Origin of the sequence: Azospirillum sp. 11R-A (assembly GCF_049472615.1) — a bacterium.
Lineage (GTDB): Bacteria > Pseudomonadota > Alphaproteobacteria > Azospirillales > Azospirillaceae > Azospirillum > Azospirillum palustre.
The window spans coordinates 12153-35123 of sequence record NZ_JBCEBL010000043.1; the positions used below are offsets into that span (position 1 = coordinate 12153).

At 67.0% G+C, this 22971-nt stretch carries 23 protein-coding genes; 14 read left to right on the plus strand and 9 right to left on the minus strand.

What is annotated here, in order from left to right; genetic code table 11:
- Window positions 1–71 precede the first annotated feature (71 nt).
- Entirely contained in the window at window positions 72–1040 is a 969-nt protein-coding gene (locus VH569_RS33420; protein WP_423321363.1) for a hypothetical protein, read from the plus strand.
- A complete protein-coding gene (locus VH569_RS33425) occupies window positions 1037–1600 on the plus strand; it encodes a L,D-transpeptidase family protein (RefSeq protein ID WP_423321365.1) in 564 nt (187 codons plus the stop codon). The genes VH569_RS33420 and VH569_RS33425 overlap by 4 nt, the downstream gene beginning before the upstream one ends.
- Window positions 1601–1627: 27 nt before the next feature.
- On the opposite strand, the gene VH569_RS33430 is transcribed toward VH569_RS33425, so the two are convergent.
- The gene (locus VH569_RS33430; protein ID WP_423321367.1) at window positions 1628–2371 is read right to left on the minus strand and encodes a YggS family pyridoxal phosphate-dependent enzyme; all 744 of its coding nucleotides are present in this window, start codon (window positions 2369–2371) and stop codon (window positions 1628–1630) included.
- Between the two features lie 168 nt (window positions 2372–2539).
- Here VH569_RS33430 and VH569_RS33435 point away from each other — a divergent pair, with 168 nt between their 5' ends.
- The gene (locus VH569_RS33435; RefSeq protein ID WP_423321369.1) at window positions 2540–3124 is read left to right on the plus strand and encodes a hypothetical protein; all 585 of its coding nucleotides are present in this window, start codon (window positions 2540–2542) and stop codon (window positions 3122–3124) included.
- Between the two features lie 76 nt (window positions 3125–3200).
- On the opposite strand, the gene VH569_RS33440 is transcribed toward VH569_RS33435, so the two are convergent.
- From VH569_RS33440 to VH569_RS33450, 3 genes are all read right to left on the minus strand, one after another.
- The gene (locus tag VH569_RS33440; RefSeq protein WP_395458679.1) at window positions 3201–4289 is read right to left on the minus strand and encodes a porin; all 1089 of its coding nucleotides are present in this window, start codon (window positions 4287–4289) and stop codon (window positions 3201–3203) included.
- Between the two features lie 361 nt (window positions 4290–4650).
- Complete coding sequence (locus tag VH569_RS33445; RefSeq protein ID WP_098740707.1) at window positions 4651–5751, minus strand: porin; 1101 nt, start codon at window positions 5749–5751, stop codon at window positions 4651–4653.
- Window positions 5752–6081: 330 nt separating this feature from the next.
- Complete coding sequence (locus tag VH569_RS33450) at window positions 6082–7245, minus strand: porin (protein WP_098741167.1); 1164 nt, start codon at window positions 7243–7245, stop codon at window positions 6082–6084.
- Window positions 7246–7580: 335 nt separating this feature from the next.
- On the opposite strand from VH569_RS33450, the gene VH569_RS33455 reads away from it, so the two are divergent.
- From VH569_RS33455 to VH569_RS33480, 6 genes are all read left to right on the plus strand, one after another.
- The gene (locus VH569_RS33455) at window positions 7581–8120 is read left to right on the plus strand and encodes a DUF3576 domain-containing protein (protein ID WP_423321371.1); all 540 of its coding nucleotides are present in this window, start codon (window positions 7581–7583) and stop codon (window positions 8118–8120) included.
- A gap of 72 nt (window positions 8121–8192) precedes the next feature.
- Entirely contained in the window at window positions 8193–10757 is a 2565-nt protein-coding gene (gene leuS / locus VH569_RS33460; RefSeq protein ID WP_423321372.1) for a leucine--tRNA ligase, read from the plus strand.
- 52 nt (window positions 10758–10809) lie between these two features.
- Window positions 10810–11316, plus strand: a complete 507-nt coding sequence (gene lptE, locus VH569_RS33465) for an LPS assembly lipoprotein LptE (RefSeq protein ID WP_109047743.1) — start codon at window positions 10810–10812, stop codon at window positions 11314–11316.
- A gap of 18 nt (window positions 11317–11334) precedes the next feature.
- Window positions 11335–12360, plus strand: a complete 1026-nt coding sequence (gene holA, locus VH569_RS33470) for a DNA polymerase III subunit delta (RefSeq protein WP_423321374.1) — start codon at window positions 11335–11337, stop codon at window positions 12358–12360.
- Window positions 12361–12409: 49 nt separating this feature from the next.
- Window positions 12410–12940, plus strand: a complete 531-nt coding sequence (locus VH569_RS33475; RefSeq protein ID WP_423321376.1) for a tryptophan-rich sensory protein — start codon at window positions 12410–12412, stop codon at window positions 12938–12940.
- Window positions 12941–13019: 79 nt separating this feature from the next.
- Complete coding sequence (locus tag VH569_RS33480; protein ID WP_377808078.1) at window positions 13020–13367, plus strand: GIY-YIG nuclease family protein; 348 nt, start codon at window positions 13020–13022, stop codon at window positions 13365–13367.
- Between the two features lie 10 nt (window positions 13368–13377).
- Here the strand turns inward: VH569_RS33480 and VH569_RS33485 are convergent, their stop codons facing one another.
- Window positions 13378–14415 (minus strand): lysine-2,3-aminomutase-like protein, encoded by a 1038-nt coding sequence (locus VH569_RS33485; RefSeq protein WP_423321379.1) that lies wholly within the window; start codon window positions 14413–14415, stop codon window positions 13378–13380.
- Between the two features lie 66 nt (window positions 14416–14481).
- Here VH569_RS33485 and VH569_RS33490 point away from each other — a divergent pair, with 66 nt between their 5' ends.
- From VH569_RS33490 to irrA, 3 genes are all read left to right on the plus strand, one after another.
- Window positions 14482–15225 carry a glycerophosphoryl diester phosphodiesterase gene (locus tag VH569_RS33490; protein WP_423321380.1) on the plus strand — a complete coding sequence of 248 codons (744 nt, stop codon included), beginning with the start codon at window positions 14482–14484 and terminating at the stop codon, window positions 15223–15225.
- A 254-nt stretch (window positions 15226–15479) separates the two neighbouring features.
- The gene (locus VH569_RS33495; RefSeq protein ID WP_423321381.1) at window positions 15480–16877 is read left to right on the plus strand and encodes an NAD(P)H-dependent flavin oxidoreductase; all 1398 of its coding nucleotides are present in this window, start codon (window positions 15480–15482) and stop codon (window positions 16875–16877) included.
- Window positions 16878–17128: 251 nt separating this feature from the next.
- The gene (gene irrA, locus VH569_RS33500; RefSeq protein ID WP_423321398.1) at window positions 17129–17551 is read left to right on the plus strand and encodes an iron response transcriptional regulator IrrA; all 423 of its coding nucleotides are present in this window, start codon (window positions 17129–17131) and stop codon (window positions 17549–17551) included.
- A 45-nt stretch (window positions 17552–17596) separates the two neighbouring features.
- On the opposite strand, the gene VH569_RS33505 is transcribed toward irrA, so the two are convergent.
- Window positions 17597–17830, minus strand: a complete 234-nt coding sequence (locus VH569_RS33505) for a hypothetical protein (RefSeq protein ID WP_395458672.1) — start codon at window positions 17828–17830, stop codon at window positions 17597–17599.
- On the minus strand, window positions 17827–18069 hold the full coding sequence (locus VH569_RS33510; RefSeq protein WP_109047734.1) for a hypothetical protein: 243 nt from the start codon (window positions 18067–18069) through the stop codon (window positions 17827–17829). The genes VH569_RS33505 and VH569_RS33510 overlap by 4 nt, the downstream gene beginning before the upstream one ends.
- Window positions 18070–18323: 254 nt before the next feature.
- On the opposite strand from VH569_RS33510, the gene VH569_RS33515 reads away from it, so the two are divergent.
- Together VH569_RS33515 and VH569_RS33520 are read left to right on the plus strand one after the other, a co-directional pair.
- A complete protein-coding gene (locus VH569_RS33515) occupies window positions 18324–20444 on the plus strand; it encodes a sensor histidine kinase (RefSeq protein WP_423321383.1) in 2121 nt (706 codons plus the stop codon).
- Window positions 20445–20481: 37 nt separating this feature from the next.
- Window positions 20482–20703, plus strand: a complete 222-nt coding sequence (locus VH569_RS33520; protein ID WP_098740694.1) for a hypothetical protein — start codon at window positions 20482–20484, stop codon at window positions 20701–20703.
- A gap of 93 nt (window positions 20704–20796) precedes the next feature.
- On the opposite strand, the gene VH569_RS33525 is transcribed toward VH569_RS33520, so the two are convergent.
- Together VH569_RS33525 and VH569_RS33530 are read right to left on the minus strand one after the other, a co-directional pair.
- Complete coding sequence (locus tag VH569_RS33525; RefSeq protein WP_423321385.1) at window positions 20797–22479, minus strand: cation acetate symporter; 1683 nt, start codon at window positions 22477–22479, stop codon at window positions 20797–20799.
- Window positions 22476–22799: a DUF485 domain-containing protein gene (locus VH569_RS33530; RefSeq protein ID WP_423321387.1), complete on the minus strand. Its 324-nt coding sequence runs from the start codon at window positions 22797–22799 to the stop codon at window positions 22476–22478. Before VH569_RS33530 ends, VH569_RS33525 begins: the two co-directional genes overlap by 4 nt.
- Window positions 22800–22971 lie beyond the last annotated feature (172 nt).

Below are 22971 nucleotides of genomic sequence, written 5' to 3' on the forward strand. Positions count from 1 at the left end.
GGTTCGGCCATGGGGGCTTGGCACGGCGCTTGCTGTACCTGCCGTGACCACCGAGCCGGGAGAGACCGCCCATGGCCATCGACGCCACCACCATCGACAGCAGCGCCGTTCCGCGTGCGGTGCCGCGCGAGAAGGCGTCGCCGGTCATCAACGACGGCCACAATGGCGGCCCGGTGGAAATCCAGGGCGACATGTCCTTCTGGGACTTCCTGGACATCATCAACCCGTTGCAGCACATCCCGATCGTCAGCACCGTCTATCGCGAGATCACCGGCGACACCATCCAGCCATCCATGCGGATCATGGGCGACATGCTGTATGGCGGCGTGATCGGCGGCATGGCCTCCATCGCCAACGCGGTGATGGAACAGGCGACGGGTCAGGATGTGGGGGAAACGGTCATGGCCTCGCTCGGCTTTGGGGGCGGTGACCATCCCGCCGCCTCCACTGCCGTTGCGGACGCCTCGGGGGGGCCGGCGGCGTCCGGCTCCCCCGCGGAGCCGCAGCAGGCGCCTGCCGCCGGGCTTGCCGCGGCACTGGCCGCCGCCAAGCCGGCCGACCTGGCCTCCGCACCGTCGCCGGCTCCCGCCGCCACCGGACAGCCGATCCGGCTTGCCGCCGCGTCGCCGGCCGCTGCCAAAGCCGCATCCGCGGAGGCCTCGCCGGCCCTCACCGCGCAGCTGGCCGCGGGTGCCGCCCCGCACCCCAGCAAGATGCCGGCGCGCGACACCCCGCTGGCCAGTTCGGCCCTGGCGAAGCACAGCGCCCCCCGCTATGCGGCGTCGGTTCCGGGAGCGGTGACAGCCTCCGCCCGCGCCATCGGTGCCACGGCGGCCAATGGCGGCCAGCCGCAGGCCGGCGCCGGGCAGCCGGCCCCCGCCCAGCCGGGCGATGCCGCGCCGGCCGCTTCACCGGCTGCCGGATCGGCTCCGGTCACGCCGGACATGCTGTCGGAGACGATGATGCGCAATCTGGCCAAGTATGAGCAGTCGCGCAAAGCGGCGCAGACGGCCACCAGCACCACGCGGGTTTCGGGATGAGCATCGAGATCGGTGTGACGCCGGATCGCCGCGGCACCGACAAGGTCGGACCCGACGGCGTCGGTCCGGTCACCACCGGCCGCCTGCGCTGGCCGGGCGGGGAGGCGCCCTGCGTGCTGGGTCGTGGCGGTGTCCGCCCCGACAAGCGGGAGGGCGACGGCGCCACCCCCGTCGGCCGGTTCCCGCTGCGCCGCGTGCTGTGGCGCGCCGACCGGCTGCCGCCGCCGGAGACCGGGCTGCCGCTCCACCCCATCGCCGAGCAGGATGGCTGGTGCGACGCGCCGGAGGATCCCGCCTACAACCGGCCTGTCGTCCGCCCCTATCCGGCCAGCCATGAGGAGATGTGGCGGGACGACCACGTCTACGACATCGTGGTGGTGATGGGGCACAATGACGACCCGGTGGTGCCGGGAATGGGCAGTGCCGTGTTCCTGCACCTCGTCCGTCCCGACCGGACGCCGACTGCGGGCTGCGTCGCGCTGGCGCCCGAGGACATGCTCCGGCTGCTGAAGGATTGCGGGCCGGGCAGCGCGCTCAGCGTTGCCGACCCGGGTGCCTGATGCTGCTGTCGAACCCCGGGCCGGGCCTTATTGGGCCGGGTAGGGACGCGCACCGAAGATCGCCGTGCCGACCCGCACATGGGTGGCGCCGAAGCGGACGGCGGTTTCGTAATCTCCGCTCATGCCCATGCTGATCTCCGGCAGCCCCAGCCGGCGCGCCATCCCGGCCAGCAGGGCGAAATGCATGGCCGGCTCCTCGTCCACCGGTGGGATGCACATCAGCCCGGCGACCGGCAGCCCCAGCCGGTCGCGGCAGTCGGCCAGGAAGGCCTCGACCTCCGCCGGGGCGATTCCAGCCTTCTGCGGCTCCTCGCCGGTGTTCACCTCGATCAGGCAGCGCGGCCGGCGGCCAGACTTCGCCATTTCTTCCGCCAGCGCCTCGGCCAGCTTCGGGCGGTCCAGGGTCTGGATCACGTCGAACAGGGCGACCGCATCCTTGACCTTGTTGGTCTGGAGCGGCCCGATCAGATGCAGTTCCAGGTCGGGGAAGCGCTCCTTCAGCGCCGGGAACTTGCCCTTGGCCTCCTGCACGCGGTTCTCGCCGAACACGCGCTGGCCGGCGGCAAGGGCCTCCTCCACCGCTTCGGCCGGATGGGTCTTCGACACCGCGACCAGAGTGACGGTATTCTTGTCGCGCCCGCAGGCGGATTCCGTCTCCGCAATGGCACGCCGCACCGAGTCGAGCCGTGCCGTCACGCTGTCCGCCACCGTAGAACCGCCTGCTTCGGCGCCGGTTTGCGTATCTTTGCCAGTGCCCTGCGTCGTCGTCATGGCCGCCCCCAATCCGGTCGCTGCGGGTGTACAGCGCTTCCGCGGCGTGTTAGCGGACGGTCCGCGGAAACGCAAGTGCCCCAAGCGACCATGCCCGACGCATCCACATCGCCGGCGGATCGCCGGCGCGGGTATCGTCATCGTTTTGCATATCGAGGAGACCTCCGCATGCGGAGTCCGTTTCGTTCCCTGCTCTCCGCCCTGACGCCGGCCGTCCCTGCCGGCCTGTTCGCCGCCGCAGTGGCCGTCTGGTGCGTCGCCGTTCCCGCCGCCAGCCCCGCCCATGCCGAAGAGCATCCGAAGCAGGCCCCCAAGGCCGCCGCCCCGGCGAAGCCCGGCGCCAAGCAGAGCAAGGCCAAGGTCATGCTGGGGTCGCCGATGACCAAGGTCCGCTTCAGCGAGCCGGCCTACCCGCTGACCGACGACGGCACCTATCGCAGCTTCATGGACAAGGTCCTGGACGAATACGGCCGCCGCTGCGTGCGGCAGGAACAGTTCGGCTGGGAGGTCGCGAAGGACGATCAGGAGCGGCTGGACTTCATCTTCCAGGGGACCATGGCGAATTACGGCCGCATGGGCTACCTGCTCGGCGAGATCCATCCCAAGTCCGTCGCCGATTCGGAGACGATCGTCTTCCTCGGCGACCGCGACAAGGAGCGTTACCTGCTGGTCTGGACGCCGCTGGAGTCGTCGGTGCTGTTCATGCTGTGCGACACGACCGACAAGGACGCCAAAACGGCTCCCAAGAAATAAGCCGGTCCCGAAAAACGACGAAGGGCGACGGATTGCTCCGTCGCCCTTTTCGTATCCGCCGTTGGAACCCTGCCGCTCAGAAGGCGAAGCGGGTATCCCACAGCACGATGTTGGCGTCGTTGTTTACGCCGCCGACCTTGTTGTCGAGATAGCTGTATTCCAGACCCGTGGTCAGGCCCGGCGCAACGGTGTAGGTCACACCGGCCTGCCAGACATGGGCGCGGGAGTTCAGGCCGGCGAAGTTGCTGTCGATGCCCTTCGCGTCGGTGTAGGTGGCGGCCAGGATCACCGAACCGAAATCGTAGTTGGCGCCGACAATCCAGACCTGCTGGTCGTCCACGCCGCGGGTGCCCTTGGCATAGCCGCTGTCGCCGCTGAAGGCGTAGCTGCCGCCGACCTTGAAGCCGGCGTAGGATACGTTGGCGCCGACATGGACCGAGGACAGATCCTCAAGCTGGCTGGCCGCCTTGGCGAACTGATAGGCGGCGCTCGCCTCCAGGCCGAAACCGCCGAACTCGCCCTTGTAGGTGGCCTGGACCTCGCCCATGTCGCGATAGGCAGTGCTGTTCTTGCGGCGGTTGATGTCGGTGTTGCTGCTGCCATAGACCGGCGTGTAGGCGGCGCCGACCTGGAAGCCGGCGAAGCTCGGCGTCAGGTAGATGATCTTGCTGCTGGCGTCGCCCGACTCCAGCGTGCGCAGGCTGCCCAGCGCATAGGGCGCGCCGTTGGCGTTCGCATAGTAGTTCAGGAACTGCGCGTCCGGCGAACCTTCGATGCCTTCGACGTTCGGGCCGATGATGCCGTATTCGTCCGACAGGCCGTTGATCACGCCGGCCTGGATGGTGCCGAAGCCGCCATTCACGAACATGAACGCGCGGTCGCTGTCGGTGCTGCGGTTGTTGTTGGTGCCGCCGGCGGCGCGCAGGCGCAGGCGGGCGCCGTATTCCAGGCCGTTGTCGGCCTTGGCCGTCGGGGTGATGGTCAGGCGGAAGCGGTTGGCGAACTCGGTCTTGCGCAGGCCGGTGTTGTCGTCCTGGTCGACATAGGCGCCCTGGAAATAGGCGTCGCCGCCCAGCAGGATGTCGAACTTGGACTGGGCAGAAGCGGTGCCGCAGCCGGCGGCGAGAGCAACGGCGGCGCAGCCAATGACGAGAGAACGCTTCATGGATGTCATCCTCGGTGCATGCGTCCCGTCAGGTTGGGGCGCGAGCGGTATCTTGTGACCCCAGACTTAGTCCCGCTACCGGCACTCCGGCAAGTGGCGGCAGGGATGGAAGTCACCTCATTCCGAGAACAGTGACGGGAAAAACACGGGACTCCGGATCATGTAAATCCATATATCAAATACTTGCCGATTAATTGAGTGTCGCGGTTAGGACTCTTGCGCCAAAGGGTTACCTACTTCGGGTGGGGCGAGGCGTTTCCCGTTCGGCACGCTCCGGCCTGTCTGTTGACTGGAAAATGGACAAAAAAAGAGGCGGCGGATTTCTCCGCCGCCTTCACGTTTGCTGCCAGGAACCCGTCCCTTAGAAGGAGAAGCGGGTGTCCCACAGAACGATGTTGGCGTCGTTGTTGCGACCGCCGGACTTGTTGTCGACGTAGCTGTATTCCAGACCCGTGGTCAGGCCCGGGGCAACGGCGTAGGTCACGCCGCCCTGGTAGACGTGAGCGCGGGCGTAGTCGGCGGCGGTGGCGGCACCGGTGCCGACATTGGCGCCCTTGGCGTCGGTGTAGGTGGCGGCCAGGATGACCGGGCCGATGGTGTACTGGGCACCGACCAGCCAGACCTGGTTGTCGTCAACGCCACGATGGCCCTTGGCATAGCCGCTGTCGCCGCTGAAGGCGTAGCTGCCGCCGATGGCGAAGGCGCCATAGGTGATGGTGGCGCCGGTGTGGACCGACGACAGATCTTCGAAGCCGGTCGGGGCCTGGGCGAACTGGTAGGCAACGCTCGCTTCGATGCCGACGCCGCTGAAGGCGCCCTTATAGTAGGCCTGAACTTCACCCATGTCGTTGTAGGTGACGTTCTTGCGGCGCTCGATGTTGGTGTTGCTGCTGCCGTAGGTCGGGGTGTAGGCGGCGGTCAGCTTGAAGCCGGCGAAGCTCGGGGTCGAGTAGACGATCTTCGTGCTGGCGTCGCCCGACTCGAGCGTGCGCAGCGAACCGACGACGTACGGCAGCGAGGTCACGCCGTAGTAGTTAAACACCCAGCCGTCCGGGCTGCCCGAGATGCCGTCGACGTTCGGGCCGATGACGCCCGAGTCGTCCGACGGGCCGTTGACGACACCGGCCTGGATCGAACCGAACGAGCCGTTCACGAACATGTAGGCGCGGTCGGCGTCGGTCTGGCGGTTGTTGTTGGTGCCGCCCGAGGCGCGCAGACGCAGACGGGCGCCGTACTCCAGGCCGTTGTCAGCCTTGGCCGTCGGGGTGACGGTCAGACGGAAACGGTTGGCGAATTCGGTCTTGCGCAGGTTGTTGTCGTTGTCCTGGTCGACATAGGCACCCTGGAAGAAGGCGTCGCCGCCCAGCAGGATGTCGAACTTGGACTTGGACTGGGCCGAGGCGGTGCCGCAGCCGGCGGCGAGGGCAACGGCGGCGCAGCCGATGACGAGAGAGCGCTTCATGGATTATCCATCCTTATGCGTACGCCCCGTTTTGGCCGGGAGCGGTCGGTTGTCTTTGTAAGCAAGACTTAACCGCTCTCCAATTACTCCGGCAAGAGGCAAACTGCGGCGCGCTCTCGCATTCGCAACACAGTTGCAACAAAAACACACTCATAACTGGTTGGAATGATTAAAAAATCCAAGAGTGGCTGAATTTTGCTCTTTGGTTGGGATGAAAATCAGGCGGCTTGCCTACAAAGTTGGCAGTGGAAGCGCGTGGGCAAGAAAAAAGGCGGTGGCCGAAGCCACCGCCCTTTCCATCCGTTGCCGGACGTTCGATCGAAAGATCGATTAGAACGCCAGGATCGAGCGAACCAGGACGACGTCGCCCTTGTCGTCGCGGAGCGAGGCGTCGTTGTCCAGCTTGAAGTGGTCGTACTGAGCCTGGACGGTCAGGCCCGGAGCGACGGTGTAGCCGACACCGATTTCGTAGACCTGCAGCTCGCGGTCGCCGGCGGTGAAGAACGAACCGGCGTCCTTGCCGTTCTTGTAGTTGGCACCGACAACGATCGGGCCGGCAGTGTACTGAGCGCCGACAACCCAGTTGCGGGTGTTCTCGGTGGCAACGCCCGGACGCTTGTTCTGGCCCGACTTGCCGTAGTCGATGTAGCCGCCGCCGATGGCGAAGCCGGCGTAGCCAACCTGAGCGCCAGCCTGCCAGGCGTTCAGATCCTTGTAGTTGGAACCGACGACGTCGTCGACGGCGCGGCCCCAGTTGTAGCCGGCGCTGGCCTTAACGGTCACGCCGCCGAAGGTGTTGTTGTAGTTGGCGCCGACTTCGACGATGTCGGTGTAGGTGCCAGCGCCGCCAGCGGCGAACGTGCCAACCGGCTTGACGCGGTTGACGTCGGTGGCCGAGCTGTCGTTACGCGGGGTGTAGCTGGCGCCGACCTGCAGGCCGGCGAAGCGCGGCGAGAAGTACACGATCTTGGTCGAGTTGGCTTCCGCCACCAGCGACTGGGTGATGATCGTGTTGCCGTTGGTGACGGTCGAGGCGGCGCCGCTGTTCAGACCGTTAGCGGTCGTGCCGATCCAGGCCGGCAGGGCGTCGTAGATGCCGAGCGGCAGGTAGTCGAGCGGGGCAGTCGTGTAGGTCTCGTCGTTGAACGAGTTGGTCACGCCGAGGCGGACCTGACCGAAGGAGCCCTGCGCGAAGATGTAAGCGCGGTCGGCGTCGGTGTTGCGGGCGTTGTTGGTGCCAGCGTTGGCACGCAGACGCATACGCGCACCGTACTCCAGGCCGTTGTCGGCCTTGGCGGACGGGATGATGTTGATGCGCATGCGGTTGCGGAATTCGGTCGAACGCAGGCCGGAGTCCAGATCCTGATCGACGTAGCCGGCTTCGAAGTAGGCGTCGCCGCCGATCTTGACTTCGAACTTGGCCTGGGCGTTGGCGGCGCCAGCGCCGAGGGCGAGAGCAGCGGCGGCAGCGCCGGCCAGCAGATAACGGGTCATGATTTTTGCCTCCATCCTGGCAGCAGATGTTTCAGCCTGGTTGACGTCCTGGCTGAGACTTTCGTACGCACCCCCGCCCTTGCCAGCAAGCGGCAAATCTCCGGGATTGCTGCATTGGGGGGACAGTGTGTCGCACGGAGCACACTAAGAAGGACCCCCTTCGCGAGCCCGCCACAGTGCAACCCGGCAGGCTTCGCCTGTTGTCGTCCTGTTGTGACGGGGTGGGGCAAAGACGCTTCCGCTGTTGCGTGGTGCCGTCCACTTATGGTCTGTTCACCGGCATTCCGCGCGTGACTCGCGCGCGGCAACCCCTTTTCTAAACCGGGTTCCCGACCATGCGCCGTTCGACCGCCCTTCGCCTTGTCCCTGTAATGCTCGCGGCTTCCGTCTCGATCGCCGGCTGCGCAAGCTGGGGCGGCAAGACCGAAACCGTCGAAGAGCAGATGAAGAACAAGGACTACAAGTTCGGCAGCCTGCTCGGCACCGACGGCGGTCTGAACCTGTTCGGCAAGAACAAGCGTGGCGGCGACCAGGACGCGGCCGGGGGCATCGGCGTGAACAGCTTCCTGTGGCGCGCCTCGCTCGACACCCTGTCCTTCATGCCGATCGCCTCGGCCGATCCGTTCGGCGGCGTGATCCTGACCGACTGGTACACCCCGCCCGACTCGCCGAACGAACGGTTCAAGGTCAACCTCTACATCATGGACCGCCAGCTGCGCGCCGACGGCGTCCGGGTGTCGGTGTTCAAGCAGCAGCGGACCGGCAACGACTGGCGCGACATCACCGTCGGGCCGGAAACCGCCGGCACCCTGGAGGACGCGGTGCTGACCCGCGCCCGCCAGCTTCGCGTGGCGCAGAACGCCGCCGCCCGCTGACACGGGCGGCCGGTCCGGGCTGGTATCCCGGCCTTTCGAGCATCTGGTACAACGGAAAACGGCGTCGCGCTCATGTCGCGTTACAATGTCAAGGAAACCGAGGCGAAGTGGCAGGGCGTGTGGGACAGCAAGGGCTGTTTCACCGCGCGCGAGGACGCCTCCCGGCCCAAATACTACGTGCTGGAGATGTTCCCCTATCCGTCGGGGCGCATCCACATGGGCCACGTCCGCAACTATACCATCGGCGACGTAATCGCGCGCTTCAAGCGCGCCAAGGGCTTCAACGTCCTGCACCCAATGGGGTGGGACGCCTTCGGCCTGCCGGCCGAGAACGCCGCGCTTGAGAAGAAGGTCCATCCCGCCGCCTGGACGCGCGAGAACATCGCGACCATGCGCGGGCAGCTGAAGACGATGGGCCTCTCCATCGACTGGGACCGCGAGATCGCCACCTGCGACGTGGAGTATTATCGCCACGAGCAGAAGATGTTCCTGGATTTCCTGAAGGCGGGCCTCGCCTACCGCAAGGAATCCTGGGTGAACTGGGACCCGGTGGACAACACCGTTCTCGCCAACGAGCAGGTGATCGACGGCCGCGGCTGGCGCACCGGCGCGCTGGTGGAAAAGCGCAAGCTGTCGCAGTGGTTCCTGAAGATCACCGCCTATGCCGAAGACCTGCTGAAGGGCCTGGAGACGCTGGACCGCTGGCCCGAGCGCGTCCGCATCATGCAGGAGAACTGGATCGGCAAGTCCACCGGCGTCCGCTTCCGCTTCAAGATCAAGGGGCGCGAGGACGATCTGGAGGTTTTCACCACCCGCCCGGACACGCTGTTCGGCGCCTCCTTCGCCGCGATCTCCCCGAATCACCCGCTAGCGGCCGAGTTGGCCGCGTCCAGCCCGGAACTGGCCGAGTTCATCGCCGAGTGCAACCGGCTGGGCACCAGCGAGGAAGTGATCGAGACGGCGGAGAAGCGCGGCTTCGACACCGGGCTGACGGTCATGCATCCCTTCGACCCGTCCTGGGAGCTGCCGGTCTACGTTGCCAACTTCGTGCTGATGGAATACGGCACGGGCGCCATCTTCGCCTGCCCGGCGCATGACCAGCGCGACCTGGATTTCGCCCGCAAGTACGGTCTGCCGGTCCGTCCGGTGGTGATCCCGGCCGATGCCGATCCGGCCGCCTTCGAGGTCGGGACCGAGGCCTACACCGGTCCCGGCGTGCTGCGGAACTCCGCCTTCCTCGACGGACTCGACACCGAGTCGGCGAAGGAGGAGGCCGGAAAGCGGCTGGAGGCGGCGGAGCAGGGCGAGCGCACCACCCAGTACCGCCTGCGCGACTGGGGCGTGTCGCGCCAGCGCTATTGGGGCTGCCCGATCCCGGTCATCCATTGCGAGTCGTGTGGCATCGTTCCGGTCCCGGACGACCAGCTGCCGGTCGTGCTGCCGGAGGATGTGACCTTCGACAAGCCCGGCAACCCGCTGGACCATCATCCGACCTGGAAGCACACCGGCTGCCCCCAGTGCGGCAAGCCGGCGCTGCGCGAGACGGACACCTTCGACACCTTCATCGAGTCGTCCTGGTATTTCGCCCGCTTCTGCTCGCCGAAGACCGAGAATGCGGCCTTCACCCACGAGGCGGTCGATTACTGGCTGGGCGTCGACCAGTATATCGGCGGCATCGAGCATGCGGTCCTGCACCTGCTCTACAGCCGCTTCTGGACGCGCGCGTTGAAGACCTGCGGCTACCTGAACCTGGACGAGCCGTTCACCGGCCTGTTCACCCAGGGCATGGTCAACCACGAGACCTACAAGGACACCGGCACCGGCGCCTGGCTGGCCCCGACCGACCTGACGAAGAACGACAAGGGTGACTGGGTCCGGGCCGACACCGGCGCGCCGGTCAATGTCGGCCGCGTCGAGAAGATGTCGAAGTCCAAGAAGAACGTGGTGGATCCGGCGCACATCATCGGCACCTACGGCGCCGACGCCGCCCGCCTGTTCATGCTGTCCGACAGCCCGCCGGAACGCGATCTGGAATGGACCGAGGCCGGCATCGACGGTGCCTGGCGCTACATCAACCGCCTGTGGCGGATGATGACCGAGGCGGACCTGCCGGCCGCCGGCGCGCCGAAGCCCGAGTCGCTTGGCCCCAGGGCCGAAGCCGCCCGTCGCCTGGTCCACAAGACCATCGCCGGCGTGTCTGAGGATCTCGACAAATTCCGCTTCAACAAGGCGGTCGCCCGCGTTCGCGAGCTGTCCAACGCGCTCGGCGAGCTGGACGGCAAGGGCGAAGGCGAGGGCTGGGTCCTGCGCGAGGGCTTCGAGTCGCTGGTCCGTCTCGTCGGTCCGATGATGCCGCATCTGGGCGAGGAGCTGTGGGCGCAGCTGGGCCACGGCAGCCTGCTGGCCGACCAGCCCTGGCCGGAGGCCGACCCCGCCCTGGTGGTGGAGGACAGCGTCAAGGTCGCGGTCCAGGTCAACGGCAAGCTGCGCGCCACGCTGGAGCTGCCGCGCGACATGGACAAGGATGCGGCGGAGCAGGCGGCGCTTGCCGACGTCAACGTCCAGCGCGCCATGGACGGCAAGCCGGCGCGCAAGGTCATCGTCGTCCCGAACCGGGTGATCAATGTCGTCGTCTGATCCCAGATCGATCCGCCAGGGCCCGTTCCGCCGGAGCCCGCTCCGTCAGGTCATGGCGCGGGGGCTTTTCGCCCTCGCGCTCGGCCTGTCCGCCGTGTCGCTGTCGGGCTGCGGGTTCCAGCCGCTCTATGGCGGCAAGGGCATCGGAGCCGCCGCGTCCGAGCGGCTGATGGAGGTCGACATCGCGTCGATCCCCAACCGGGAAGGGCAGAAGCTCCGCAACCTGCTGATCGACAACTTCTATCCGTCGGAGCGGCCGGGAAATCCGCGCTACCGTCTGGATGTGTCGCTGTCGGCGTCGGAACAGAAGCTGGCCTTGCAGAAGGACGCCACCGCGGTGCGCGCCCAGCTGCTGGTCAACGCCCCCTACCGGCTGACCGATACCCAGACCGGGCAGGTGGTGTTCCAGTCCAGCTCGCGCTCGATGGTCAGCTACAACACGCTGGAGCAGCATTACGCCGCCATCGCGACGGTGCAGAACGCCTATGACCGGGCGCTCGAAGACATCTCCAACGACATCACCACCCGCGTCGCCATGTTTCTCGGCCGCGGGTCCTGACCGGCCGGGGATGCGCGGGTGAAGCTCCAGCCCAAGGCAATCGACGGTTTTCTGCGCAGCCCGGACCGCAAGGTTCGGGCGGTGCTGCTTTATGGCCCCGACTCGGGGCTCGTCCGCGACCGCGCCCAGACGCTGGGCAAGACGGTGGTGCCGGACCTGTCCGATCCCTTCCGCGTCGCCGAGTTCCAGGGGCGCGCCGTCGCCGACGATCCGGCGCGGCTGGCGGACGAGGCGGCGGCGATCTCCTTCACCGGCGGCCGGCGCCTGATCCGCGTCCGCGATGCCGAGGACAACGCCACCGCCGCCTTTACCGCCTTTCTGGAAAATCCGCCGCCGGGCGACAGCCTGGTGGTGGTCGAGTCGGGCGACCTCTCGGCCCGCTCCAAGCTGCGGCTTCTGTTCGAGGGAGACGATGCCGCCGCCGCCATCCCCTGCTATGTCGAGGAGGAGGCGTCGCTCGGCCGCGTCATCGCCGACATTCTGCAAGGCCATGGGCTGACCGCCGATCCCGACGTGCTGAGCTTCCTGGCCGGCAATCTCGTCGGCGACCGCATGGTGGCCCGCGGCGAGGCGGAAAAGCTGGCGCTCTACATGGGCAGCGAAAAGCGCGTGCGGCTGGAGGATGCCCAGGCCTGCATCGGCGACAGCGCCGCCCTGTCGATGGACGAGCCGGTGTGGGCGGCGGCGGAGGGCGACTTCGCCACGCTCGACCGTTCGCTGGCGCGCCTGTTCGCCGAGGGCACCTCGCCGGTGCCGATCCTGCGCGGCGCCCAGCGTCATTTCCAGCGTCTGCAACTGCTCACCGCCCAGGTCGCTGCCGGCAAGTCGCCGGAGGCCGCCGTCGAGTCGCTGCGCCCGCCGGTCTTCTTCAAGCTGAAGACCCGGCTGGTCAGGCAGGCGCGCCACTGGTCGCCCAACCATGTCCGGCAGGCGCTGGAACGGCTGGTCGATGCCGAGGCCGACTGCAAGCGCACCAACATGCCGGACGAGACCCTGTGCGCCCGCGTGCTGTTCCAGCTCGCCTCGCTGGGAGCCCGGCGCTGAAGCATGGCGCTGACTTGACCGTTGGGGGCGGCGCGCTATCTGGCGGAGCATGAGCGACGCCACTTACACCGCGCCACCGCCCACCCCCTTCCGGGTCCGCTGGTGGCAACCCCTGCTGTTCTGGGTCATCGTCAACGCCTGGGGCTTCGTTGAACGGGGCGGACAACCCTTCGCCGGTCACCACCCGTCGCCCCTGCAGCCGCCGGGCTGGGTCTTCCCGGTGATGTGGTTCACGTTGAATGTGTTCCAGATCTGGGGCGACATCCGCCTGATCGACCCGGCGCGGCCACTCCGCAGCCGCGGGCTTCTGATCGGCCTCCAGGCGGTAACCTGGGTGATCTACGCCACATTCAGCCTCGTCTATTTCACGCTGGGCAGCTCGATCCTCGCCGCGGCCTGGACGGTGTGCTTCTTCGTCATCACGTCGATCTGCATCGCGCTGGTGGGGCGGGACGACCGAAGCATCGCGCTGATCTGGACGCCGCTGATCCTGTGGACCGGTTTCGCCTCGGTGGTCGGCATCCACAACGCCCTCATCAACCCCGATCCACTGTTCGGGACTCCGGCCCTTTGGGGATAATACCCGGATAAAAACCTTGCGTGGAATATCACCCGGGTATAACCAGTCGGGACTGATAACCCGCGGGGGAACGAAGGCTATGGCGGCCACGGCTGGGAAAGAGAATCGCAAGGCGGCGCTGGCCGCCTACAAGGAGCGCAAAAGCGTGGCCGGCGTCTTCGCCGTCCGTTGCGGGGCCGCCGGTGCGGTATGGGTGGGCGGCGCGCCGGACCTCGACAAGATCCAAAACCGCCTCTGGTTCCAGTTGAAGATGGGCGGTTGTCCGCACCGCAGCCTGCAAGCGGCGTGGAACACCCATGGCGCCGAGTCGCTGGCGTTCGAAATCGTCGAGCCGCTGGAGGATGAAGAGCTTGCCTTCGCCCGCGCCGCCGCCCTGAAGGGGCGGGTCGCCCATTGGGTCGCGGCCTTGCGGGCGGAAGCGATCTGAGGGCGAGCGCTCAGCCGCGGTAGTCGTGAACCCGGCCGGTGAAGTCGGTCACCCGATAGCCGCCCTCGCCCTGCTTCTCGATCCAGGCCGGGGCGGCAGGGGCCTTGCCATGGCCGCCGGGAATGTCGAGCACGTAGGTCGGCTGGCACAGGCCGGACAGTTTCCCGCGCAGGCCGTTCACCAGTGCCTGCCCCTCCGCCAGCGTCGGGCGGAAATGGCTGGTGCCGGCGGCAAGGTCGGGATGGTGCAGGTAATAGGGCTTCACCCGGTTGCGGACCATCCCGCGGAACAGAGCCTCCAGCGCGGCATGGCTGTCGTTGATGCCCTTCAGCAGCACGGTCTGGCCGACCAGCGGGATGCCGGCCTCGACCAGCCGGGCGAGGGCCGCCCGCACCGGCGGGGTCAGTTCGTCGGCATGGTTGATGTGGACGGCGACCCAGGTGGCGAGGTCCGGGGCGGTCAGCGCCTCCACCAGTTCCGGCGTGACACGGTCGGGATCGGCGGCGGGGATGCGGCTGTGCAGACGGACGACACCGACATGCGGCATGGCCGACAGCGCCTGGACGATCCCGCGCAGCCGGCGCGGCGACAGCAGCAGCGGGTCGCCGCCGGTGACGACGACCTCCCACACCTCCTCATGATCGCGGATGTAGGCCAGGGCGGCGTCCAACTCGTCGGGGGTCAGCGCTTCGCCGCCCGGGCCGACCATCTCGCGGCGGAAGCAGAAACGGCAATAGACCGCGCAGGCGTGCAGCGGCTTCAGCAGCACCCGGTCGGGATAGCGGTGGACGATGCCCTTCACCGGGCTGCGCGCCACGTCGCCGATGGGATCCTCGAGTTCCTCCGGCGTGCTGTACGCCTCGGCCGGGGAGGGGACATACTGGGCATAAAGGGGATCCTGCGGATCCATGCGTCCGGCCAGCGTCTCGCGCAGGTACGGGGTCAGCGCCACGGCATAGCGGTCGGCGACCGTACGCACGGCATCGCCGGCCTCCGGTGTCATCAGCCCGGCGGCCACTAGATCGGAAACGCTGTGCAGGGCCTTCATCGCTCTTTCCCGCTTCGACGGAATGGGTCATGTAGGAAAGCGACCGCTCTTACTCCTGCGAGACCCATGCTGTCGACTCTTCCCCGCCTGATCGGCCATCGCGGCGCCAAGGAAAGCGCCCCGGAAAACACCCTCGCCTCGATCCGCGAAGCCGCCCGCCAAGGCGCCCGCTGGGTCGAGGTGGACGTCATGCTGACCCGCGACCAGCGCCCCGTGCTGATCCATGACGACACGCTGGACCGTACCACCACCGGCAGCGGCGCTGTCCCGCTGCTGGATCTGGCGGATTTGCAGACGCTCGACGCCGGGCGCTGGTTCGATGCCGCCTTCGTCGGCGAGCGCGTGCCGACGCTGGAGGAGGCGGTGGCGCTGGTCCATGACCTGGGCCTTGGCCTGAATCTGGAGATCAAGCCCTATCCGGGGCAGGAGGAGATCACGGCGGAGGTGGCGCTGAACGCCTTGCGCCCGCTATGGCCGTCCGACCGGCCGCTTCTGCTCTCCAGCTTCGAGGTTCCCTGCCTGGAGGTGGCGCAGCGGCTGTGGCCGGAGATCCCGCGCGGCTACCTGATGTGGGACCCTCCCACCGATTGGGCTTCCATTGCCGACCGGATCGGCGCGGCGACGCTGAACGTCCACCAGGACCGTCAGACGGCGGACAGCGTGGCCGAGTACCGCGCCACCGGCCGGCCGGTGCTGGCCTACACCGTCAACGACGCGGAGCGCGCCCGGACGCTGTTCGGCTGGGGCGTGTCGGCGGTCTTCACCGATGCGCCGGGCCGGCTGGCCGACGAACTGGCGGCGGACGCCTGATGGGGAGCCCGATGATCCGCCGGCGGACCGGTCGATATGCTGACGCTTCCGTTCGCGACTGCGGCAATTCATGAACGTTTTTTGCGCGGGGGGATGAATCCGCTCGTCGGGCGCGCCAATTCCTCATATATAGAACCGCACTGGCGATCCAGCCGGAACCCATGCGGATTCCGGCGGAGCTTTTCGTCGTCCGGTAGTCCGCCGCTTTGGTCCGGCGTCCCACGGGATGCCACGTTCGGTCTTTGGAGGGTTCGTTGAAGGCGTTGAAGCCGTTGCCGATGTCCGGCCGGGAGGTTTTGCCGCTCGTCGAGGGTGGCAAGGGTATTGCCGTTTCCAACGGCGAAAGCTCCGGCGCCTGGGCGGCTGCCGGCGGGATTGGCACCTTCTCGGGTGTCAACGCCGACAGCTATGATGAGAACGGCAACCTTCTGCCGCAGATCTATAATGGCAAGACCCGGCGCGAGCGCCATAACGAGCTGATCGCCTTCGGCATCGAGGGCGGCATCGCCCAGGCGCGCATCGCGCACGAGACGTCGAACGGCCAGGGCCGCATCCACATGAACGTCCTGTGGGAGATGGGCGGCGCCGAGCACATCCTGCATGGCGTGCTGGAAGGCGCCCAGGGCATGATCCACGGCGTCACCTGCGGCGCCGGCATGCCTTACAAGGTTGCCGAGATCGCCGTGAGCTACGGCGTCCATTACTATCCGATCGTCTCGTCGGCCCGCGCCTTCCGCGCCTTGTGGCTGCGCGCCTACCACAAGTTCCGGGAACATCTCGGTGGCGTGGTGTACGAGGATCCGTGGCTGGCCGGCGGTCACAACGGCCTGTCCAACTCCGAAGACCCGCAGAAGCCGGAGGATCCGTTCCCCCGCGTCCTGGCCCTGCGCCAGATGATGAACAGCTTCGGGCTGAACGACACCCCCATCGTGATGGCGGGCGGCGTCTGGTGGCTGTCGGAATGGGAGGACTGGATTGACAATCCCGACCTGGGGCCTATCGCCTTCCAGTTCGGCACCCGTCCGCTGCTGACCCAGGAGAGCCCGATCTCCATGGCGTGGAAGCGCAAGCTGGTGGCGCTGCAGCCGGGCGACGTCTTCCTGAACCGCTTCTCCCCCACCGGCTTCTACTCGTCGGCGGTGAAGAACCCCTTCCTGCTGGATCTGATGGCCCGGTCCGAGCGTCAGGTCGCCTATCTGTCCAAGCCGGTGGGCGAGCATTCGGCCGAATTCCCGGTCGGTCCGCGCGGCCGTCCGGTCTACGTGACCGAGAGCGACAAGCAGCGCGCCGAGGGGTGGCTGTCCCAGGGCTTCACCACTGCCCTGAAGACGCCGGACAGCACGCTCGTCTTCGTCACGCCCCAGCAGTCTGACAAGATCCTGCACGATCAGGTCGATTGCATGGGCTGCCTGTCGGCCTGCGGCTTCTCCAACTGGGCGCAGAACGAGGAAGGCACGACGGGCAAGCGCGCCGATCCGCGCTCCTTCTGCATCCAGAAGACGCTCCAGGCGGTCAGCCATACCGACGACTGCGAAAACCAGCTGATGTTCGCTGGGCACAACGCCTACCGCTTCGCCAGCGATCCTTATTACAACGACGGCTTCATCCCCACGGTGAAGCAGCTGATTGAACGGATCGCCACCGGCTACTGACCGGTCGCATCCACCGGATGGGCAAGGCCGTCGGCGGGAAACCGTCGACGGCCTTTGCATTGGGCCATTACGGGCATTCTTCCGGTTCGGGCGGCTCCCCAAACCATGTCTCCATTGACGTCGCTGCGACAATGGCTTGCGTGAGCTTTCCGAATGGTTTTACTCTTAAACAGAATGCGGCCTAGTGCCGCGCTTCTGTTTTGGACTCCGTGTCCGATCCCACTGTCGACAGTACGGGTGCCTCGCCCATGATGACCGCCGAACGCCCCTTCAAGCGAGCCCTCGACCGGCTGAACGGCGCCGGACTGCGCCCGACCCGCCAGCGCCTTGGCCTCGCCCGTATGCTGTTCGAAGGCTGCGACCGGCATGTCACGGCGGAGCAGTTGCACTGCGAGGCGCTGGCCGCCGACCTGCCGGTGTCGCTGGCGACCGTCTACAACACGCTGAACCAGTTCACCGCCGCAGGGCTTCTGCGCGAGGTGGTGGTGGAGGCAGGCAAGTCCTACTTCGACACCAACACCAGCGACCATTACCATTTCTTCGTCGAATCCACCGGCCGGCTGGAGGACATCCCCGCCGACCGGCTGACGGTGCAGAATCTTCCGGCCGCCCCCGCCGGCACCCGCGTCGCCCGCGTCGACGTGATCGTCCGCCTGATCGAGGACGAGGTCTGATCCAGGACGAGGTCTGATCCTGCCCCCTTGCCGATGGTCCGGTGCTCAGCCCTCGTCAGGCTGCGCCGGAGCGGGAGTGCGGTCGACGAAGGGCCAGCGGATGAAGGCGAAGGCCCAGACCGCCAGGACGTTGAGGTAGGGGAACAGCAGCAGCAGGATCCACAGCGGGCTGCGCCCGGCCTTGGCCAGAACCCAGCCGCCGGCGATCAGCATGTACATCGTGACGATGGAGCCGATCAGCAGTTCCCAGAAGCCGAGCTGGATCACGGTCTCCGTCATGCCGTCCTCCGTGCCTTGACCTTGCGCGCCTGCCGTGCCGGCAGCACCGGCCATCGGCTGTGCGCCATTACGCCGATGGGCACCACATGCCCGAGCGGCACCAGGGAGAACAGGGCCCACAGCGGCGAGAAGCCGGCCCGCCGCAGGATGCGCGACAGCGGCCAGACGATGGCGACCTGGAACAGCATCAACCCCAGGAGCGGCCCCTGGGACAGGCTATCGATGAAATCCTGCAGCATGCCCGACGGGATCCTCCTTCACATCGTCACCGGGCAGAGAAGCGCGGGCTGCGGGCTTTGTCGAGGCAAACTTTTCCTCAAGCTCTTCCCCCAAATCCTTCCCATGCACGACAGCCGGTCCCCGCATCTCTGATCCTGCCCGGATCAGGGGTAACCGAACGTGAAACTGCCCGCGCCGGCATGCTACAGTTCGTCGCGTCCGGCCGTTCCGGCTTGACGCCTCTCCAGCATTCAGACGCGGCGGACCATTTCCTTTGACGGATCTCTCCGAACCGGACGGTGGCGCGCGCGGGACGTGGTGGCGCTTATCGGCTCTGCCGCCCGTCGCCGCGCTGCGCATCGGCCTGCTTGTGGCGGTGATCGCCGGCTTCTGGCTGGTCGCCTATGCCGACCTTGAGCGGGCGCGCGACCGGGCGATCCATGATGGTCTGCGCCAGACCGCCAACCTCTCGACCCTGCTGGAGGAGGATGCCCGCCGCGTCATGATCGTGGCGGACCATGCCCTTCGGGCGACGGCGGCCGAAGGGACGATTCCTGCCTATCTGGTTGGGGAAACGGCGGGGGCATTGGGGTCGACCACCGGTCCTGGGCCGGCTCTGCGGAATTTGATGATCGTTGAGCGGGATGGCCGGGTGCGGCAGGCCGCCGGTCTGCACAAGCCCGCCCATGTCGCCGATTCCCCGTTGGCTGAGGCGTTGATGGGGGAATCGCGTGCTTTTGTCGGGCCTTATCGCGAGGCTGACGGCGGTTGGCGGGCTGCGATGATCCGTCCGCTTGCCAACGGCAGCGCCATGGCGGTGGCTGTGCTCGATCTCGACCGTTTCGCCCGGCTTTATGCGACCCAGGACATCGGCCCGCTCAGCATCATTCTGTTTTATGGTGAAAATGGCGTGGTCCTGTCCCATTCGCGGAGCGGAATGCGCGCTCTCGATGAGAACCGCGCTTTCTTCGCCTCGGTCCTGCCGCGTCTGCCTGCCGGCGAGAATGCCCGGACGCTGTCCGGTCTCGATCCCACGGAGGGACGGGAACGCATCGGTACGGTGCGCCGTGTGGCGGGGTGGCCGCTTTACGTCTATGTCCGCATCCGGACCGAGGACGTGCTGGCCGGCTGGTACGACGACCGCTGGAAACGCATTCTGGAAACCGCTGCGGTGTCGGTGGTGGTGCTGTTGCTGGCCTGTCTGGCGTTGCGGCAGCTCGGCCGGCTGGAGACGACGACGCAGGCATTGCGCGCCAGCGAACGGCGGTCGCAGGCGCTGTTCGACAGCAGTTTCCAGATCATGGGGCTGCTGGCGCCGGACGGCCGGGTGCTGGCGCTGAACCGGCCGGCCTGCGCCCTGGCCGGCCTGCCTGCCGAAGCGCTGGTCGGACACCGCGCCTGGGAGTTCCGCGGCTGGGCCCGCACGGACGAACTGGCGGCGGCTTTCCGCCAGTCCATCGAAAAGGCGGCTTCGGGGCGCTTCGTCCGTTACGAGACTGATGTGGTCGCCGACGGGCTCACCCGCGTGATGGATGTGACGATCAAGCCGGTCTATGACGACGGAGGCGTCGTCACGGTGCTGGTGGTCGAGGCGCGCGACATCACCGAGCGGGTCGAGGCTGCCGAAAGGCTCGCCACGGCGCTCGATCAGGCGGAGGCTGCCAACCGGGCCAAGAGCGCCTTCCTGGCGACCATGAGCCACGAGTTGCGCACGCCGCTGAACGCCATCATCGGCTTTTCCGACATCATGCTGCACGAGCTGTTCGGTCCGCTGGGCAGCCCGCGCTATCGCGACTATGCCCGCCATGTGCAGAACAGCGGCCGCCACCTGCTGGACCTGATCAACGACGTGCTGGACATGTCGAAGCTGGAGGCCGGGCGCTACACGCTGGATGAAAGCTGGATGGAGCCGGCCGAGGCCATCGAGACCTGCCGGGCGCTGGCCGCGGTGCCGGCCGATGTCGGTGGGGTGACGCTGGCGGTCGAATGCCCCCCCGACCTGCCCAATCTGCTGGCCGACGAGCGTGCCTTGCGCCAAGTGCTGCTGAACCTGCTGTCGAACGCGGTCAAATTCACCCCGCGCGGCGGCCGGGTGACGGTGAGTGCGGTGCGGGAAGGGGATGGCCGGATCGCCATCACCGTGCGCGATACCGGCATCGGCATCGCCGCCGACGCGCTGGCCCGCATCCTTGAGCCGTTCCAGCAGGCCGACAGCAGCATCTCCGGGCGGTTCGGCGGCACCGGGCTGGGCCTGTCGATCTGTCGCGACCTGATGGCTCTGCATGGCGGAAGCCTGTCCATCGACAGCGAGCCGGGCCTCGGCACCGCCGCCACCATCCGCTTCCCCGCCGACCGTACCGGCCGGCCGGTTGCAGTGGATGGGCTGCCGGCGTAAGCCTGTCGGCGATCAAGAGCATCGAAAGGCGGACGAGATGATCGGGAATGACGGGAAGCCGGTGTCCAAGGAGAAGCTGCGCGAGCACATCGCCGCCTATAATGGCCAGTCGCGCGGCTCCAAGGAATTCGCGGCGATCCCCCGCGCGCTGGTCACCATTCTGGACGGGCTGAAACCGGGCAAGACCGGCTACGTCAAATGCCTGGACGGGCAGGTCCAGCTGTCGCGCCGCAAGGACAACAGCGTCTCGGCCGGCTGACAACGGACCGGCTGACAACGGAAAGGCGTCCTTCCCCGGGGCTGGGGAAGGACGCCTTCCATTGAAGCGTCAGGCCGTTGGACCGTCAGGCGATCAGTGCTTGGCCGCGGCGGCGGCACCGATGCCGGTCTGGGAGCGGACGAACTGGTCCTCGAAGGCCTCGCGCTCGGCGCGGGCCGACGCGCTGCTGTCCAGCTTCGAGACGATGATGGTGACGAGGAAGGCCAGCGTCATCGAGAACAGGGCCGGCTGCTCGTAGGGGAAGATGGGGGCCGGGTTGTTCAGCACCACGACCCACACCGCGTTCGACAGGACCACCAGCGTGACGGCGGAGATCAGGCCGGCGATGCCGCCCGCCAGCGCGCCGCGGGTGGTCAGGCCCTTCCAGTACATCGACAGGATCAGCACCGGGAAGTTCACCGATGCCGCGACGCCGAAAGTCAGGCCGACCAGGAAGGCGACGTTCTGCTTCTCGAAGGCGATGCCCAGCACGACGGCCAGCACGCCCAGCACCAGCGAGGCGATCTTGGACACGCGCACCTCCTCGCGCTCCGTCGCCTCGCCCTTGCGGATGACACGGGCGTAGAGGTCGTGGGCGATGGCGGACGCGCCGGCCAGCGCCAGGCCCGACACCACCGCCAGGATGGTGGCGAAGGCGACCGCTGACAGGAAGCCCAGGAACAGGTCGCCGCCCAGCGCCTTGGCCAGATGCATCACCGGCATGTTGCCGCCGCCGATCAGCTTGCCGCCGACCTTGCCGCCTTCGAAGAACTGCGGGTCGGTGCCGACGATGGTGATCGCCGCCATGCCAAGGATGCAGACGAGCAGGAAGAAGAAGCCGATGAAGCCGGAGGCGTAGAAGACCGACTTGCGGGCCTCGCGCGCGTTGGGGACGGTGAAGAAGCGCATCATGATGTGCGGCAGGGCGGCGGTGCCGAACAGCAGGCCCAGCGACAGCGACACCGCCGACACCGGGTCGGCCAGCAGTGTGCCCGGCCCCATGATCTTCACGCCGTCCTTGTGCGAGGCGATGGCGCTTTTGGCGATGGCCTCCAGGCTGAAGCCGAAGCGCGACAACGCCAGGAAGGCCAGGACCATGCCGCCGCCCAGCAGAAGCACGGCCTTGATGATCTGCACCCAGGTGGTGGCGATCATGCCGCCGAAGGTGACATAGACCACCATCAGCACGCCGACGACGATCACCGCGACGTTGTAGTCCAACCCGAACAGCAGCTTGATCAGCTGGCCGGCGCCGACCATCTGGACGATCAGGTAGAAGCACACCACCGTCAGCGAGCCGATGGCGGCGAAGGTGCGGATCTTGCCCTGGTCCAGCCGGTAGGATGCAATGTCGGCGAAGGTGAAATGGCCGAGGTTGCGCAGCCGTTCGGCCAGCAGGAACAGGATGATCGGCCAGCCGACGAAGAAGCTGATGGTGTAGACGAACCCGTCATAGCCCTTGGCGAACACCAGGCTCGACAGGCCGAGCAGCGTCGCCGCCGACATGTAGTCGCCGGCAATCGCCAGACCGTTCTGGAACCCGGTGATGCCGCCCCCCGCGGTGTAGAAATCGGAGGTGGACCGGGTGCGGCTGGCCGCCCAATAGGTGATGCCCAGCGTCATCAGCACGAAGGCGATGAACATGCCGATGGCCGACAGGTTGATCGGCTGCTTTTCCAGCTGACCGACATCGCCGGCCGCCAGCGCCGGCACGGCGGCAAGGGTGGCGAACAGGGTGGCGGCGCTGGCCGCGAGGAGGATCCGGCGGGCGGTCATTGCAGCGTCTCCCGGGTGATCTCGTCGGTCAGGTCCTGGAAGCGGCCGTTGGCGAAATGGGAATAGACGCCGGTCAGCAGCCAGGACAGGATGATGATGGCGGCCCCGATCGGGAAGCCGACGCTGAGCGACGACTCGTCGGACATCGGCTTGTGCAGCAGGCCGGGCGCGAAGGCGACCACCATCATGAAAGCGTAGTAGCCGACCAGCACGACGGCCGACAGGATCAGGGCCAGCCGGCTGCGCTGGCGCACCAGCTCGTGGAATTTGGGGTTCCGGCGAACCCTCTCATAGACGGGAGTGTTGGCGGGGGAGTGCATATTTCCTCCAGACGCTGAGCGTCCTTGGTTTGCGCCGACCCGAATTGATGGGGCTGGGCTTATGTCCTTCCGGCTAACAAAACACTGTTTCGCAAATTTCCCGGAAATATGACGAATTGTTTCAGTGCAATTCAGGCAACAATCTCACCGATTCGCGTTGAGCCTCAGCGGT